Source organism: Alkalithermobacter paradoxus (assembly GCA_002029295.1).
Classification (GTDB): domain Bacteria; phylum Bacillota; class Clostridia; order Peptostreptococcales; family Peptostreptococcaceae; genus Alkalithermobacter; species Alkalithermobacter paradoxus.
In genome coordinates, this window is record MZGW01000001.1 from 382,563 (window position 1) to 400,218 (window position 17,656).

Annotated in this window: 16 protein-coding genes; all 16 read left to right on the plus strand. The window is 31.0% G+C overall.

Going from position 1 to position 17,656, the window contains the following annotated elements; translation table 11 throughout:
* The first annotated feature begins 2 nt into the window (after window positions 1-2).
* The 16 genes from rseP (at window position 3) to CLOTH_RS02135 (ending at window position 17,645) form a co-directional block, all read left to right on the plus strand.
* A complete protein-coding gene (gene rseP, locus CLOTH_RS02060) occupies window positions 3-998 on the plus strand; it encodes an RIP metalloprotease RseP (protein ID WP_079410741.1) in 996 nt (331 codons plus the stop codon).
* Between the two features lie 3 nt (window positions 999-1,001).
* Window positions 1,002-2,057, plus strand: a complete 1,056-nt coding sequence (ispG, locus tag CLOTH_RS02065) for a flavodoxin-dependent (E)-4-hydroxy-3-methylbut-2-enyl-diphosphate synthase (protein WP_143715398.1) — start codon at window positions 1,002-1,004, stop codon at window positions 2,055-2,057.
* Window positions 2,058-2,120: 63 nt separating this feature from the next.
* Entirely contained in the window at window positions 2,121-6,410 is a 4,290-nt protein-coding gene (locus CLOTH_RS02070) for a PolC-type DNA polymerase III (RefSeq protein ID WP_079410745.1), read from the plus strand.
* A gap of 164 nt (window positions 6,411-6,574) precedes the next feature.
* Window positions 6,575-7,036, plus strand: a complete 462-nt coding sequence (rimP, locus tag CLOTH_RS02075) for a ribosome maturation factor RimP (RefSeq protein WP_079410747.1) — start codon at window positions 6,575-6,577, stop codon at window positions 7,034-7,036.
* A gap of 15 nt (window positions 7,037-7,051) precedes the next feature.
* Window positions 7,052-8,095, plus strand: coding sequence for a transcription termination factor NusA (gene nusA, locus CLOTH_RS02080; protein ID WP_079410749.1), 1,044 nt, complete (start codon window positions 7,052-7,054; stop codon window positions 8,093-8,095).
* 22 nt (window positions 8,096-8,117) lie between these two features.
* Window positions 8,118-8,390: an RNase P modulator RnpM gene (rnpM, locus tag CLOTH_RS02085; RefSeq protein WP_079410751.1), complete on the plus strand. Its 273-nt coding sequence runs from the start codon at window positions 8,118-8,120 to the stop codon at window positions 8,388-8,390.
* Complete coding sequence (locus CLOTH_RS02090; RefSeq protein WP_079410753.1) at window positions 8,380-8,709, plus strand: L7Ae/L30e/S12e/Gadd45 family ribosomal protein; 330 nt, start codon at window positions 8,380-8,382, stop codon at window positions 8,707-8,709. The genes rnpM and CLOTH_RS02090 overlap by 11 nt, the downstream gene beginning before the upstream one ends.
* On the plus strand, window positions 8,687-10,645 hold the full coding sequence (gene infB / locus CLOTH_RS02095; protein ID WP_079410755.1) for a translation initiation factor IF-2: 1,959 nt from the start codon (window positions 8,687-8,689) through the stop codon (window positions 10,643-10,645). The genes CLOTH_RS02090 and infB overlap by 23 nt, the downstream gene beginning before the upstream one ends.
* Before the next feature lie 18 nt (window positions 10,646-10,663).
* Window positions 10,664-11,026, plus strand: coding sequence for a 30S ribosome-binding factor RbfA (gene rbfA / locus CLOTH_RS02100; RefSeq protein ID WP_079410757.1), 363 nt, complete (start codon window positions 10,664-10,666; stop codon window positions 11,024-11,026).
* Window positions 11,019-11,969: a DHH family phosphoesterase gene (locus CLOTH_RS02105; protein WP_331721960.1), complete on the plus strand. Its 951-nt coding sequence runs from the start codon at window positions 11,019-11,021 to the stop codon at window positions 11,967-11,969. Before rbfA ends, CLOTH_RS02105 begins: the two co-directional genes overlap by 8 nt.
* A gap of 12 nt (window positions 11,970-11,981) precedes the next feature.
* Window positions 11,982-12,884: a tRNA pseudouridine(55) synthase TruB gene (gene truB, locus CLOTH_RS02110; RefSeq protein ID WP_079410761.1), complete on the plus strand. Its 903-nt coding sequence runs from the start codon at window positions 11,982-11,984 to the stop codon at window positions 12,882-12,884.
* Between the two features lie 17 nt (window positions 12,885-12,901).
* A complete protein-coding gene (locus tag CLOTH_RS02115) occupies window positions 12,902-13,828 on the plus strand; it encodes a bifunctional riboflavin kinase/FAD synthetase (RefSeq protein WP_079410763.1) in 927 nt (308 codons plus the stop codon).
* A 104-nt stretch (window positions 13,829-13,932) separates the two neighbouring features.
* A complete protein-coding gene (gene rpsO / locus CLOTH_RS02120; RefSeq protein ID WP_079410765.1) occupies window positions 13,933-14,199 on the plus strand; it encodes a 30S ribosomal protein S15 in 267 nt (88 codons plus the stop codon).
* Window positions 14,200-14,346: 147 nt separating this feature from the next.
* Entirely contained in the window at window positions 14,347-16,446 is a 2,100-nt protein-coding gene (locus tag CLOTH_RS02125; RefSeq protein ID WP_079410767.1) for a polyribonucleotide nucleotidyltransferase, read from the plus strand.
* 96 nt (window positions 16,447-16,542) lie between these two features.
* Entirely contained in the window at window positions 16,543-17,253 is a 711-nt protein-coding gene (locus tag CLOTH_RS02130) for a polysaccharide deacetylase family protein (RefSeq protein ID WP_079410769.1), read from the plus strand.
* Between the two features lie 146 nt (window positions 17,254-17,399).
* Window positions 17,400-17,645 carry a YlmC/YmxH family sporulation protein gene (locus CLOTH_RS02135; RefSeq protein ID WP_079410771.1) on the plus strand — a complete coding sequence of 82 codons (246 nt, stop codon included), beginning with the start codon at window positions 17,400-17,402 and terminating at the stop codon, window positions 17,643-17,645.
* Window positions 17,646-17,656: the final 11 nt, after the last annotated feature.

The following is a 17,656-nucleotide window of genomic DNA, read 5'->3' on the forward strand; positions in this document are numbered from 1 at the left end:
AAATGACTATATTTATATCTTTGATAGTTTTTGGGGTAATAGTATTATTTCATGAGTTTGGTCACTTTATTGTTGCTAAAGCTACAGGTGTAAAGGTACATGAATTTGCTATAGGTATGGGACCTAAAATATTCAGCCGTAAGGGAGTAGAAACAGAATATACTTTAAGAGTTTTGCCACTTGGTGGGTACATAAGAATGGAGGGTGAGGATGCTTCCTCTGATGACCCAAGGAGCTTTAATAAAAAAAGTGTTCCCGAAAGAGCAGGTATAATTTTAGCAGGTCCAATTATGAATTTTATTCTCTCAATAGCATTATTCACATTTATATTTGTTAGTATAGGGGTACCAACAACTGTAATAAAAAGTACAATAGAAAACCGTCCAGCAAGAGAAGTAGGGTTGCAAGCAGGAGATAAAATAGTTGAAATAGACCAAAGTAAAATAAAAACATGGGAAGATGTAATAAATAAGATAGGCAATTCTCCTGGCAAAGATATAAGTATTAAAGTCAAACGAAATGATGAGCTATTAACTTACAATGTTAGGACTATTGAGGAAAATGGAAGAGCAGTAATAGGAATAATACCTAAAGAAGAAAAGAATATACTGTTAGCATTGAGATATGGGTTTCAAAGAGTTATTTATATACTAAATGATATGATACTTTTCCTAGGAAGAGCAATAAGTGGAAGAGCGTCATCATCTGAGATAGCAGGGCCTGTTGGTATATTAAATTTAGTAGGTCAGGCAGCAGAAACAGGAATTCTTAACGTAGTCTCATTAGCAGCTGTTATAAGTCTGAATCTAGGGCTCTTAAATTTGCTTCCTATACCTGCGTTAGATGGAAGTAGAGTTTTATTCTTGATAGTGGAAGCCCTAAGAGGAAAGAAAATCGACCCTGAAAAAGAAGGAACAGTTCACTTAATAGGATTTGTTCTTCTTATGACTTTGATGATATTCGTAACATATAAGGATATTCTAAGAATAATTAAATAGAAGGTGGTTCTATTGAAAAGGAAAACAAAAGAAATAGTTTGTGGGAATGTAATGATAGGAGGAAATAATCCTATAACAGTACAATCTATGACTACTACTGATACGAGAGATGTAGATTCAACTGTAAATCAGATAAAAGAGCTAGAAGATGTAGGATGTGATATAATAAGAGTAGCAGTTCCGGACATGGAAGCTGCCACTAAATTAGGTCAAATTAAAAGCAAAATAAATATACCATTGGTAGCTGATATACATTACGACTATAGACTGGCTATGGAATCTATAGACCAAGGTGTAGATGGTCTAAGGATAAATCCTGGAAATATAGGCAGTTTAGAAAGAGTTAAAGCTATAGTTGAAAAAGCAAAAGAAAGGTCTTTAAAAATTAGAATTGGAGTAAATGGAGGTTCTTTGGAAAAAGATCTTTTAGAAAAGTATAAGTCACCAACTCCTGAAGCACTAGTAGAGAGCGCTATGAGACATATAAAACTTCTTGAAGATATGGACTTTGATAATATTGCTATATCACTAAAATCTAGTGATATATATACGACTATAAGGGCTTACGAACTTATGTCTACAAAAGTAGATTATCCTTTACACGTAGGAATAACAGAGTCTGGAAGTGTAAAAAGAGGGACTATAAAATCTTCAATAGGGATAGGTTATCTGCTGATAAATGGAATAGGTGATACTATTAGAGTTTCGTTAACAGGAGATCCTAAAGAAGAAGTTTTTGTAGGTAAAGAAATATTAAAATCATTAGGACTAATAAGAGAAGGGGTAAAAATAATATCTTGCCCTACATGTGGACGATGTAATATAAACCTCATAGATATTGTTTCACAGGTCGAATTGAAAACAGAAAAGCTAGATAAAGATATTACTGTAGCTATAATGGGGTGTTCTGTTAATGGACCGGGAGAAGCAAAAGAAGCTGATATAGGTATTGCAGGAGGTAAGAATGAAGGCCTATTTTTTAGAAAAGGAAATATAGTAAGGAAAATAAAATCAGAGAATTTGGTAGATGAATTAATAGATGAGATTAGAAAATTCTAGGTAGACTTACCTAGAATTTTCTAATCTTAAGGACTATGAAGAAGTTCTTTTAGGAGGGATATGATGGAGAAACTAAAAGAATACCTAGATAAACTAAATATAGTAAATATAAATGGTAATATAGATTTAAAAAACATGTTTCTTAAGAAAATTCTATATTTTAAAGAGAATAGAACTATTTATCTTTATATAACATCTAAGAATATAATAAATTTAAGAGATATAGAGAGTCTTGAAGAACTAATAAAAAGTAAACTTGACTACTTCAATAACATCAAAATAAAAATAAGATATGATATTTCGCACAAAGAAGATATGGGTAAGATAATACAGTTATATTGGAATAATATAACACATGTGATAAAATCTTTGATGCCGTCTAGTTCCTTCATGTTTAATGATATAGTGTGGAAAATTGAAAAAAGTACTTTGTATATAGAAATAAAGGATGAGTTGTTATACAAAAGGCTTATATCTAAAAATGCCCCGTATTCAATAAAAAATATAATAAATGAAGAATTAGGAATAGATATAAGTGTAGAATTTGTACTTAACAAAGAAAATGATATAGATTTAAATGAATATATAATGAAACAAGAACAGGAAACTGATAGTATATTAGATAAATTAAGGTTAAAGGAAGTTAGTAGAGAAGCTGATTTAAGAACTAAAGAAGTTAAAGATATTTCTAAGGAAAACCAACACATACTATACGGTAAGGAAATAAAGGATAAAATAGAGCTCATTCAAGATATACATCCTGAAATCGGCAAGACTTGTATACAGGGAAAAGTATTTGGTATTGAAACTAGAGAATTAAAAGGTGGAAGAGTTCTCCTAGTTCTTTCAGTTACAGATTACAGCAATTCTATAAATTGTAAGTTGTTCTTAAGGGAAAATAACAAAGAAAATATATTGAATAATATAAAAATAGATACATTCCTTAAAATAAGAGGAGATGTTATATTTGATACCTATTCACAAGAAATGATATTAAGCATTTCCGATATTGAAACTTACGAATATAAAGAGAAAACCGATGATTGCAATGAAAAAAGAGTAGAACTACACCTTCATACACAAATGTCTGCAATGGATGCTGTTTCATCTGCAAAGAAACTAATTGAACGGGCTGCTAAGTGGGGACATAAAGCTATAGCTATTACTGACCATGGCGTAGTACAAGCATTTCCAGAGGCAATGGATGCATCGAAAAAGTATGGAGTAAAAGTAATTTATGGTGTAGAGGGATATTTAATTAATGATACTACACCTATAATTAAGAAGCCAAATAATTTAACTCTTGAACAAACATTTATTGTATTTGATATAGAAACTACTGGTTTATCGAGTATAAATGATAGGATAACAGAAATAGGAGCAGTTAAAATAAAAAATTCTAAGATAGTGGATAGATTTTCTGCATTAGTAAATCCTGAAATTGATATTCCATACAACATACAACAATTAACAGGAATAACAAATGATATGGTAAAAAGTGCAAAAACTATTGAACAAGTTCTTCCAAAATTTTTAGACTTTGTAGGAGATTCAGTTTTGGTTGCTCATAACTCAGAGTTTGATGTAGGTTTTATAAGAGAAAACTCAAAACGATTGAATATTAATTTTGAAAATACGCATTTAGATACTATTGCTTTAGCAAAGGTATTACTACCAAATTTAAAGAGATATAAATTAAATATTTTAGCTAAAGAGCTTAATGTAGAACTTGAAAACCATCATAGAGCAGTTGATGATGCTCAAGCAACTGCTCATATATTTATAAAGTTTTTGGAAATGCTTAAACAAAGAGGGGTAACTACTTTAGAAGAAATAAATACTACATTTAGAGTTGATGACCATAAGAAATTAAAATCAAATCACATAACGATATTAGCTAAAAATCATGAAGGTTTGAAGAATCTATATAAATTAATATCAGAGTCTCATATAAATTACTTTTATAAAACTCCTAGGATACCTAAAAGTATTTTATTAAAATATAAAGACGGATTATTAATAGGGTCTGCATGTGAATCTGGAGAAGTATTTCAATCAGTTTTAAAAAATGCAAATGAAGATAGTTTAGATGAAGTCTTAAAATTATATGATTATTTAGAGATTATGCCTATAGGTAATAATAAATTTATGATCGAAAAAGGTATTGTAAAAGATTATGATGAATTAAAAGAAATAAACAGAAAAATAATAGAAATCGGAAAAAAATATAATAAGCTAGTTGTTGCAACTGGAGATGTTCATTTTTTAGATGAACATGATGAGATATTTAGAAAAATATTAAAGAATAGCCAGGGATTTGCAGATGCTAATGAGAGTACACCATTATACTTCAGAAATACGAGGGATATGCTTGACGAATTTAGCTACCTAGGAGAAGATCTTGCTAAAGAAGTTGTTATAACAAATCCAAATAAAATAGCAGACCAAATTGAAGAGATAAAGCCTATACCCGATGAAACATATCCACCTATAATAGAGGGGTCGGAAACTGAACTTAGAAGAACATGCTATGAAAAAGCACACAGTATATATGGCGATACGCTTCCAGAAATAGTGAAGAATAGATTAGATAGAGAGTTAAATTCAATTATAAGTAATGGATATGCAGTTATGTATATAATAGCTCAAAAGCTAGTTACAAAATCAATGGAAGATGGATATTTAGTAGGGTCTAGGGGATCAGTTGGATCGTCATTTGCAGCTACAATGAGTGACATAACAGAAGTAAATCCTTTACCACCACACTATATATGTCCAAATTGCAAATATTCTCATTTTTTTACTGATGGAAGTATTGGCTCAGGAGCAGATTTGCCAGATGCAAATTGCCCAACATGTAGTTCGCAGCTTACAAAAGAAGGTCACGACATTCCTTTTGAAGTTTTTCTAGGGTTCGAAGGAGATAAAGAGCCTGATATAGATCTTAACTTTGCTGGAGAGTATCAATCCACAGCTCATAAGTATACAGAAGACTTATTTGGAGAAGGATACGTATTTAGAGCTGGCACTATAGGAACAATAGCTGAAAAAACAGCGTATGGATTTGTTAAGAAATACTTAGAAGAAAACAATATAAATGCTACATCAGCTGAGTTAAGTAGACTATCGAGTGGATGTACTGGAATAAAGAGAACATCGGGACAACATCCAGGTGGAGTTATGGTTGTTCCTCATTATAAAGACGTATATGACTTTACTCCTATCCAATACCCAGCAAATGATCCATCATCAGGTGTAATAACAACTCATTTTGATTATCACTCAATAAGTGGTAGGATATTAAAGTTAGATATTTTAGGACACGATGTACCTACGATAATAAAAATGTTAGAAGATTTAACAGGAGTAAATGCAACTAAGATACCTTTAGATGATAAAAAAACCATGTCCATTTTCACATCAACGGAAGCTATAGGTATAAAGCCTGAAGATATTAACTCTGAGATAGCTAGTTTTGGTATACCTGAGTTTGGAACAAAATTTGTTAGACAGATGCTTATAGATACAAAACCAACTACATTTGCTGAACTTGTCAGGATTTCTGGGCTTTCACATGGTACAGATGTATGGCTTAATAATGCACAGGAACTAGTAAGAAATGATATAGCTGAATTAAAAGACGTAATATCTACAAGAGATGATATAATGAATTACTTAATATACAAAGGGTTACAACCTAAAATGGCATTTAAAATAATGGAAAATGTAAGAAAAGGAAAAGGGTTAACTGAAGAATATGAGAAAGCAATGAAAGAAAATAAAGTTCCCCAGTGGTATATAGATTCTTGTAATAAAATAAAGTATATGTTTCCAAAAGCACATGCGGTTGCTTACGTTATGATGTCTTTCAGAATTGCTTATTTTAAGGTTCATTATCCTGAAGCGTTTTATGCAACTTATTTTACAACTAAAGCGGAAGATTTTGATGCTGACTTAGTTGCACAAGGAAAAGAAAAAGTTATATCTAAAATAAAAGAAATTGAAAAAATGGGGAATAATATTACAGCAAAAGAGAAAAATATGCTTACGGTTTTGGAAGTTGTCTGGGAGATGTTTGCTAGGAAGATTGAAGTTATGAAGGTAGATTTGTATCAGTCAGACGCTAAAAGATTTAAAATTGTAGATGGAAAGTTGCTGCCGCCATTGATATCATTACAAGGAGTTGGGGAGAACGCAGCTATAAATATAGCAAAAGAAAGAGAAAAAGAGGAATTCTTATCTGTAGAAGATTTAAGAGTTAGAACTAAGATATCTAAGACTGTTATAGAGACACTTCAAAATCATGGATGTCTTGATGATATGCCACATACAAACCAATTATCACTTCTATGATGAGTTGCAAAACAAGGTGGAGTGTGATATACTAGAATTGAAAATCATATTTTGAGAGAAATTAAGAGTGGGGAAATTACCCACTCTTTGCTTTTATAAAACTATCAATACATAAATGCTTATCATAAATTTGATATATTTAACAAAACAAGGAGGTATGATATATGAGACAGAGCATTGAAGAAATTGTCACTAAGCTAGTATTACCTTTTACTGAAAGAGAAGGATTTGAATTAGTAGATGTAGAATACGTTTTAGAGGCAGGGCATAGATACTTAAGAATATACATAGATAAAGAAGGAGGAATATCCTTAAAAGATTGCCAGACTATTAGTAATGCAATAACAGAGAAATTAGATGATATAGATCCTATAAAAGAAAATTATTTTCTAGAAGTATCATCACCTGGTCTTGACAGACCACTTAAGAAAGATTCAGATTTTGAAAGATATAAAGGCAAAGATGTAGAGGTGAAATTATATAAACCTTTAAACGGACAAAAGCAGTTTGAAGGTAATTTAATAGGTTTATTTGATGGAGATATTATTAAGATAAGTGTAGATGATAATGTATTGGAATTTAACAAAAAAGAAGTAGCATTAGTCAGATTATCAGTGAAAATCTAACAGGGAGGATTAAATATGAACGGAGAATTTATAGAGGCTTTAGATCAATTAGAGAAGGAAAAAGGAGTGTCAAAAGAGATACTGATAGAGACTATAGAGGCAGCATTAGTATCTGGATATAAAAAGAATTTTGGATCGTACCAAAATGTAAGAATTCAAATTGATAGAGAAACTGGCGATGTTAAAGTATTTTCTCAGAAAAAAGTAGTAGAAGAAGTGGAAGATGATTTTTTAGAAATTTCCTTAGAAGAAAGCAAAGAAAAATTTGGTGGAAAATATGAGCTAGGAGATGTAGTAGAATTTGAAGTTACACCTAGAAACTTTGGAAGGATTGCAGCACAAACAGCAAAGCAGGTTGTTGTACAAAGAATTAGAGAGGCTGAAAGAGAAGTTATATTTGGAGAATTTATAAATAAAGAAAGTGAAATAGTAACAGGTTTAGTTGCTAGAGTAAATAAAGGTGTTGTATATGTATCTTTAGGAAAAGTAGAGGGAGTATTAAATCAAACAGAACAAATACCTGGAGAAGTATATGAAATAGGACAAAGAATAAAGTGTTATATATTAGAAGTTAAAAAGGGCTCAAAAGGACCTCAAATAATATTATCAAGAAGTCATCCAGGATTAGTTAAGAGATTATTTGAACTTGAGGTTCCAGAGATATATGATGGAGTTGTTGTAATAAAGTCAATATCAAGAGAAGCTGGATCAAGAACAAAGATAGCTGTATACTCTGATGATGAGAATATAGATCCAATAGGTTCTTGTGTAGGACCAAAGGGAAGCAGAGTTAAGAATGTAGTTGATGAGCTAAAGGGTGAAAAAATAGATATAATTAAATATAGTGATAATCCAGAGGAGTTCATACTAAGCTCTCTTAGCCCTTCTAAAGTTTTATCAGTAGAAATAGATGAAACTGAAAAAAGTGCAAAAGTTATAGTTCCTGATTACCAGCTTTCGTTAGCTATTGGAAAAGAAGGTCAAAATGCAAGACTTGCAGCAAAGCTTACTGGTTGGAAGATAGATATTAAGAGTGAAAGCCAAGCTAATAAAATATAACAAAACAAGGAGGGAGTATACTTTGAAACAAAGAAAAATACCCCAACGTAAATGCATATCTTGCCAGGATAGAGACAACAAAAGAGATTTAATAAGGATAGTTAAAACAAAAGAAGGAGATATTTTTGTAGACCAAACTGGGAAGGCAAATGGTAGAGGGGCATATATATGCAATAGCATTGATTGCTTGGAAAAGGCAATAAAAACAAAAGCTATAAATAGAGCATTTAAGATGGAAGTATCAAAAGAGGTATATGATAAATTGAGAGGGGAAATAAATAGTAGTGAAAAGTAAAGCACTTTCTTTCTTAGGCTTAGCAGCTAAAGGTGGAAATATAGTTTCTGGTGATGATACGACATTAGTTGAATTAAGAAAAGGAAAAGTGAAGTTAATAATAATAGCACAAGATGCCTCAGATAATACGAAAAAGCTATTTATAGATAAATCAAAATTCAGGAATATTAAATATTGCATATTTGCTACTAAGACTGAATTAGGAAAAGCAATAGGAAAGTATGAGCGAGCAGTCGTAGGAATAAAAGATGAGAAATTAGCAAGAAAAATGGAAGAATTAATAGGGGGTGAAGCTTTTGTCGAAGACGAGAGTTTATAAGCTAGCACAAAAACTTGGAATATCTAGCAAAGAATTAATAGAACAAATGGAAACACTAGGAATAAATGTAAATAATCATATGAGTACATTAGAAGATGATGAAGCTAAACTAGTTTTTGAATTACTAGGAAGTGCGGATGAAAAAGATAATTCAATAAATAGAGAAGAGGAAGAGAACTGTATGCCTAAAATTATGATAAGTGAAAAAATATCTGTACAAGATTTATCTAAATTAATAAATAAAACTTCTGCTGAGGTTATAACGAAACTTATACAGATAGGAGTTATGGCAACTATAAATCAAGAAATAGATTTTGATGTAGCAGAACTTATCGCTTTAGAGTTTGGGTATGAGGTAGAAAAAGAAGTATCTAATGATGACAATGAAGACTCTTTACTTGAAGTTGAAGTAGATGACCCAAATGATTTACAACCAAGGCCACCTATAGTAACTGTTATGGGTCATGTAGACCATGGAAAAACTTCTTTACTTGATGCTATAAGACAAACTAATGTTACTGCAAAGGAAGCAGGAGGAATTACTCAGCATATAGGAGCTTCTGAGGTTCATATAAATGGGAAAAAAATAGTGTTCTTAGATACTCCTGGACATGAAGCGTTTACATCTATGAGAGCTAGAGGAGCGCAAGTTACAGATATATCTATAATAGTAGTTGCAGCTGATGATGGTATAATGCCTCAGACTATTGAAGCTATAAATCACTCAAAAGCAGCTAATGTACCTATAATCGTAGCTATAAATAAAATAGATAAACCTAATATTAATGTTGATAGAGTAAAGCAAGAGTTAGCTGATCAAGGACTTCTTGTAGAGGACTGGGGAGGAGATGTAATTTCTGTGCCAGTTTCAGCTCTAAAAGGTCAAAATATAGATACTCTTTTGGAGATGGTTCTTTTAGTAGCAGAAATGGAAGAACTAAAGGCTAACCCAAATAGAAAGGCTGTGGGAACAGTAATAGAAGCTCAACTTGATAAAGGGAGAGGACCTGTTGCTACAGTTTTAGTTCAAAATGGTACACTTAAAGTTGGAGATTCAATAGTAGCTGGAATAGGACATGGTAAAGTAAGAGCAATGATAAACCATTTAGGTAAAAGAATAAAAGAAGCAACACCATCCACACCTGTAGAAATATTAGGGCTTTCAGATGTACCACAAAGTGGAGATCAGTTTGTTGTTGTGGAAAATGATAAGCTAGCAAGAAGTATAGCTGATAAAAGAAAAGAAAAACTAAGAGAAGAACAGATGAAGGCAACACAGAAGGTTTCGCTAGATGAATTGTTTAAGCAAATGGAAAAGGGAGAACTAAAAGAACTTAATATAGTTGTAAAAGGAGACGTACAAGGATCTGTACAAGCAGTAAAACAATCTCTTGAAAAATTAACAAATGATGAGGTAGCTGTTAAGGTAATACACGCAGGAGTAGGAGCTATAACAGAATCTGATATAATGCTTGCATCAGCCTCAAACGCTATAATTATAGGATTTAATGTAAGGCCAGTAACAAGTGCCCAATCTTTAGCTGAAAAGGAAAAAGTAGATGTTAGAACTTATAGAATAATATACAAGGCTATAGAAGATATACAAGCGGCTATGAAAGGAATGTTAGATCCAGAATACATTGAAGAGGAATTAGGTAAGGCTGAAATAAGAGCTGTATTTAAAATTTCTGGTGCTGGTACTATAGCGGGATGTTATGTAACTCAAGGAAAAATAGTTAGAAATGCTAAGGTAAGATTAGTTAGAGATGGAATTGTGATACACGACGGAAACTTATCATCTTTAAAGAGATTCAAAGATGATGCTAAAGAAGTTGCGTATGGATATGAGTGTGGTATGTCGATAGAAAATTTCAATGATTTAAAAGAAGGAGATATTATTGAAGCATATACTATGAAAGAAATAGAGAGAAAATAGTGTAGAAAGGTTGATATTATGGCATATCCTAGAACTAAAAGAATAAGTGAAGAGATAAAAAAAGTTGTAAGCAAACTAATACTTCAAGATATAAAAGACCCAAGAGTAACATCTTTAGTTAGTGTTGTTGACGTAGATGTTACATCTGATTTGAAGTACGCATATGTATATATCAGTGTATTAGGAAGTGAAAAAAACAACACACTAGATGGTTTGAAAAATGCTAGTGGGTTTATAAGAAGAGAAGTAGGAAAACAAATTAAATTAAGGTATACACCAGAAATAATATTTAAACTCGATGAGTCTATAGAAAAAGGAATTCATATGTCTAGACTTATACAAAACTTACATCTTCAGAAAGAGAATGATGAAAATGAATAATCTTATTGAAAAAATAAAAGGAAGTGAAACTATCGTTATCACTTCCCATTATTCTCCTGATGGAGATAGTATAGGGTCGTCTACAGCTCTTTATCACGCCCTTAGGAGTTTGAATAAAGAAGTGTATATAATTATAGATGATGTCTTGCCTCAAAATTTAAAATTTCTCTACAATGAAGTTACAATCAACAAGTCAGATGATATCAAGCTACAAAATTACATATTAGTATCACTAGATTGTGGAGATAAGTCTAGACTTTGTTGCAGTCAATCTATAAAAGAAAATGCGGAAAGTATAATAAATATTGATCATCACGCAAGCAATGATAGTTTTGGCAATATAAATTACGTTGATTCTAAAGCATCATCTACGTGTGAGCTTATATATAATATAATATGTGCTATAGATGAAAATCTAATAGATAAGAAAATAGGAAAATGTTTATATACAGGATTAATAACAGATACTGGTAATTTTATGTACTCTAATGCAACTCCAAGTAGTTTTGTTATGGCATCTAATTTAATAAATATAGGCATAGATAAGCAAAATATTATCGAAAACATATATCAAAGCAATCCTTTAAATTTAGTTAAATTAATCGGAGAAGTTATAGGAACACTTAATGTATTAGAGGAAAGGATAGCATATATACAGGTAACTAAAGAAATTATGAACAAATATAATGTGGATTTTAATGATATAGATGGAATTGTTAACTATGCAAGAGATATATTTGGTGTAGAAGTAGGTATACTGTTCAAAGAAAAATCTCCAAATGAAATTAAAGTGAGTTTTAGGTCTAAATCCTACGTAAATGTCAATGAAATTGCTGGGAAATTTAGAGGTGGAGGTCATAAAAGAGCTTCAGGATGTACTATAAATATGTCTTTAAACGACGCTAAAGAGGTAGTTTTGAGAGAAACTATAAAGTATATTTAAGAGAGTGATATAATGAATGGTATAATAAACATATTAAAGCCAACTGGAATGACATCTCATGATGTTGTTCATAATGTAAGAAAAATAATGTCTATAAAAAAAGTTGGTCATACAGGAACACTAGATCCTAATGCTGCAGGAGTTCTACCGATATGCATAGGCAAAGGAACTAAGATTGCTGATCTTTTACTAAATAAAGAGAAATCATATAGGGCGGAGCTAACATTAGGAGTGGAAACAGACACATATGATTCATTTGGTAGTGTAGTTCAAAGAAAAAAAGTAAAAGGCATAAGCGATATAGACATAATAAAAGCATTTGAAAAATTCAAGGGAGAGATATATCAGACGCCTCCCGTATATTCAGCTATAAAAATGAATGGAAAAAAACTATACGAACTTGCTAGACAAGGAAAAACTGATATAGACATAAAATCTAGAAAAGTATTTATAAAACACCTAGAGATATTAAGTATAAAAAATAACAAAATATTGTTTGACCTTACGTGCTCTAAAGGAACTTATGTAAGAAGCATATGTAAAGATATAGGAGATGAATTAGGCTGTGGTGGACATATGTCTTTTTTACTGAGAACATCTTCAGGGCCTTTTAAAATTACAAATTCTATTACATTAGAAGAACTACAAGAGTACAAAGATAAAGATCAAGGTAAATATTTATTTGATGTAGATTTTTGTTTAGATGAATATAAAAGCATACATATAAAAGAAAGTGCTTTGAAATCTTTTTTAAATGGAGCTTATGTATCTAAAAAAGGCTTAATTGACGTTGAAGAAAGCACATATACAAAAGAAGAACTAGTAAGGGTATATTGTAACGGAAAGTTTTATGGTATCGGCAAAATAGCAGAAGTAGATAATATGTTGCTTAGGAACTTTAAATTATTTATATAATTTCGGAGCTGGTTGATATGCATATAATAAAAACACTAGATGATTTATGTATAAAAGAGCCTACTATCATAACTATTGGTAATTTTGATGGAGTTCACTTAGGACACCAGCGGATAATACAAAAAGTAGTTGATAAAGCTAAAAAAGAAAATTTGAAGAGTATAGTATTTACATTTTTAAATCACCCAATGAATTTTTTTAGGGCTGGAACAGTTAAAAGTCTTACCACCCTAGATGAAAAATATCTATTCATAAAAAATATAGGTATAGACTGTTGCTTGTCTATTCCATTTGATAGCTATATCACGAACTTATCACCAGCAGAATATGTAGAAAAAATTTTAGTGAATAAATTGAAAGCGAAGGAAATAGTTATAGGACACGACTTTACGTTTGGAAAGAATAAATCAGGAAATTCATGTATGTTAAAGGAAATAGCTACTCTATATGATATAAATGTAGAAATAGTAGAACCTATAAAAATAAATAGAACCAGAATAAGTAGTAGTATAATAAGAAAAATGATTGAGAATGGAGATGTCGATAAGTCAAAAGAATTTTTAGGAAGATACTATAGTTTACAAGGAAAAGTAATTCATGGCATGAAGTTAGGAAGAAGGTTGGGTTTTCCTACTGCTAATATCCAGATAAATGAAGATGTAGTTATTCCTAAAAAGGGAGTATATTATACTAAAATATATTTCAAGAATAAAGTTTACTACGGTGCAACAAATATAGGCTTAAACCCAACGATAGGAAATAGATCACTTTCTATAGAGACATATATTTTAGACTTTGATAGAGATATATACGAAGAGGAAATTATTATACATTTTATAGAGAGGATACGAGATGAAAAAAAATTTCACTCATTAAATGAACTGACTAGCCAAATGAAAAAAGATATAGAATACATCAGAAATAAAAAAACTATTTACATATAAAATAAAATGTGGTACAATCCTATAAGACATGAACCTTTGCTAAGTATTTGAATCACCGACGAATACTTGGGAATAGGGGATAATAATTATGGAGGTGTTTATAAATGTTAGATACTATTAAAAAACAAGAAATAATCAACGAGTACAAAACTCATGAAGGAGATACTGGATCTCCAGAAGTTCAAATAGCTATGTTAACAGCTAGAATCAATGAGTTAAATGAACATTTAAAAACTCATAAAAAAGACCACCACTCAAGAAGAGGTCTTTTAAGAATGGTTGGTAAAAGAAGAAACTTATTAAACTATTTAAAAGGCAAAAACTTAGATAGATATAATAGTTTAATTCAAAAATTAGGATTAAGAAAATAGTAAAGAGCAGGCAAACCTGCTCTTTTTCTATAATTTTCTTTAATTTTGTAATGTACATAGGGTTATAATAACTACATAAAATGTTAAAATAGGATATTTACTAAAGGTAAATTTTGTAGTATTGTTACCTATGAGAGGAGGTAAATTATGTATAAGAATTTTGAGATGGATTTAGCCGGAAGAAAGTTTTCGGTGGAAATCGGAAAAGTATGTGAGATGTCAAATGGAAGCTGTATGGTTAGATATGGAGATACAGTAGTATTAGTGAATGTTTGTTCTTCATCAGAGCCTAGACAAGGTATAGATTTCTTTCCGTTAAGTGTTGATTATGAAGAAAGATTATATGCTGTAGGAAAAATACCTGGAGGATTTATAAAAAGAGAAGGAAGGCCTTCAGAAAGGGCAATCTTAACATCTAGACTTATAGATAGACCAATAAGACCTCTATTCCCTAAAGGATACAGAAATGATGTTCAGATTGTTGCAACTGTTATGTCAGTAGACCAAAACTGTACTCCAGATATAGTAGCTATGATAGGTTCTTCGGTTGCACTATCTATATCTGATGTACCTTTTGAAGGGCCTACAGGATCTGTATGTATAGGTTTAATAGATGGAGAATTTATTGTAAATCCTACGTCTGCACAAAAAGAAGTAAGCGATATAAATTTAGTGGTGTCTGGTACTAAAGATGCAATAATGATGGTTGAAGCTAGTGGTAATGAAATATCAGAAGAACTTATGTTAGATGCAATAATGTTTGCTCATGAGCAAATAAAAGAAATAGTTAGTTTTATAGAAGGTATAGCTAAAGAAGTCGCAAAAGAAAAGCAAAATGTTGAATTGTATAGACCAGATGAAGAAATAGAACAAGCAGTAAGAGAATTCGCTACATCTAAAATGAAAGATGCTATTCAGACTGTAGAAAAATTGGAAAGAATAGATAATATGGAGAAGGTCAAAGAAGAAACATTAGCTTATTTTGAAGAAAAGTATCCTGAGAATTTGAAGGATGTAGAAGAGGTTTTATACAGCATAACTAAAGAGCAAGTTAGAAGCATGATAATAAATGAAAACATAAGACCTGACAACAGAAAGCCAGATGAAATAAGAAGTATATGGTGCGATGTTGGCTTACTTCCAAGAACTCATGGTTCAGGACTGTTTACAAGAGGACAAACTCAGGTCTTAACAGTGGCTACATTAGGAGCTTTAGGTGAGGTTCAAGTACTAGATGGTCTAGAGGATGAGGAAAATAAGAGATATATGCATCATTATAATTTCCCTTCATACAGCGTTGGAGAAGTAAGACCTTTAAGAGGTCCAGGAAGAAGAGAAATAGGACATGGAGCTTTAGCTGAAAGAGCACTAGAACCTATGATACCAAGTCAAGAGGAATTTCCATACACTATAAGATTAGTTTCTGAAGTATTAAGCTCGAATGGTTCGACATCTCAGGCTAGTGTTTGTGGAAGTACATTGGCTTTACTTGATGCAGGAGTACCTATAAAAAGGATGGTTGCAGGAATTGCTATGGGTCTTATAAAGGAAGATGATAATGTAGCAATTTTATCAGATATACAAGGTATGGAAGACTTCTTAGGAGATATGGATTTCAAAGTAGCTGGAACTGAAAAAGGTATAACAGCTATACAAATGGATATAAAAATAAAAGGAATAGACAAAGATATATTAAAGAGTGCATTAGATCAAGCGAAAAAAGGCAGATTCCATATACTAGATGAAATGAAAAAGACGATAGATAAACCTAGAGAAGAAATATCACCATATGCTCCTAGAATAATAAAGATGTCTATAAACGTAGATAAAATTAGAGATGTTATAGGACCGGGAGGAAAAACTATAACAAAGATCATAGAGGATACAGGGGTAAAAATTGACATAGAAAAAGACGGAACTGTATTCATAGCTTCTAGTGATTCAGAAATGGGTAACAAAGCTAAGCAAATAATAGAAGGTATAGTTAAAGAACCAGAAGTTGGAGAAACTTACAAAGGAAAAGTTACAAGAATAATGAATTTTGGTGCATTTATAGAAATATTACCAGGAAAAGAAGGATTACTTCACATATCTAACATATCTAACGAGAGAGTAGAAAAGGTAGAAGATGTATTGGCAATAGGAGATGAAGTTGAAGTTAAACTTACAGAAATAGACAAGCAAGGAAGAATAAATTTATCAAGAAAAATACTACTCGAAAAAGATGAGCAAATTGAAGAAAAGTAATTAACAATAAGCACTAAAGTGTGCTTATTTTTTTTGCATAAATTTTGATACAAATTAATAAGTATATATGAAAAATGGTAAAAAGGGGTGAAAAGTTTGGTTGTAATAATAAATAAAAAGAAGTTTTTGATTTTAATTGCTATAGTTACCATATTATCTATATCAACTATATACAATTACAGTATAGGTGCATTTAAAACAATGAATGAACCTTATGAAAAAGGAAATAATGAGGGTTCTAAGTATGTAGCGATAACCTGTAATGTTGACTGGGGAAATGAGTATATAGAGGATATGTTAAATATACTACACGATAATAACGTACACATAACATTTATGGTGACTGGAAGATGGGCGGATAAATATCCAGACTTATTATTAAAGATAAAAAAATCGGGTCATGAAATAGGAAACCACGGATTTAAACATCTTGATTACGCAAAACTTGATTACGAAAATAACTATAAAGAAATTGAACAGGCTAAACAAACTATTGAAAATATAATTGGAGAAAGGACTATATTTTTTTCTCCACCATCAGGATCGTTTAACAAACATACCTTAGAGGCAGCATCAAATCTTGATTATATAACAGTAAAGTGGAATATAGATACTGCAGATTGGCTTTATAAGGATAATCCTACAAAAATAATAGAAAGAGTAAAATCTAAAAATATGGAAGATAATAGCATAGTTTTGATTCACCCAACTAAAGCTACAGTAGAAACACTAGAAAGTATAATAGATATAATAATAGATAGAGGTTATAAGGTAGGGAAACTTAGCAATATATTTAAAGTCAATTAAAAATTGTATAAACTATTGATGATCACTCACTATCCTAGAAATCAAATATAGGAATAATAAATATTCTAGAAACATAAATATTAATAGTTATGTGGAGATTATAGTTTTACAGAAATTGAAATATTAAAATACAGGGGTGATTTTTTATGAAGTTATCTTCTATCGCGGGGAAAGAGATTGTCAACTTAGCCACAGGAGAAAGATTAGGAATTATTGCTGAATCAGATTTAATAATAGATGAATCCAATGGAAAAATACTATCTTTGATCATACCGAGAGATAGAAGTATTTTTTCTTTAAAAAGAGATAAAAAATTCATGGAAGTTCCATGGAAGAACATCAAAAAGATTGGAAATGACATGATAATAATAGATTATGAAGGAAGCATTTGATGATGGGAGGA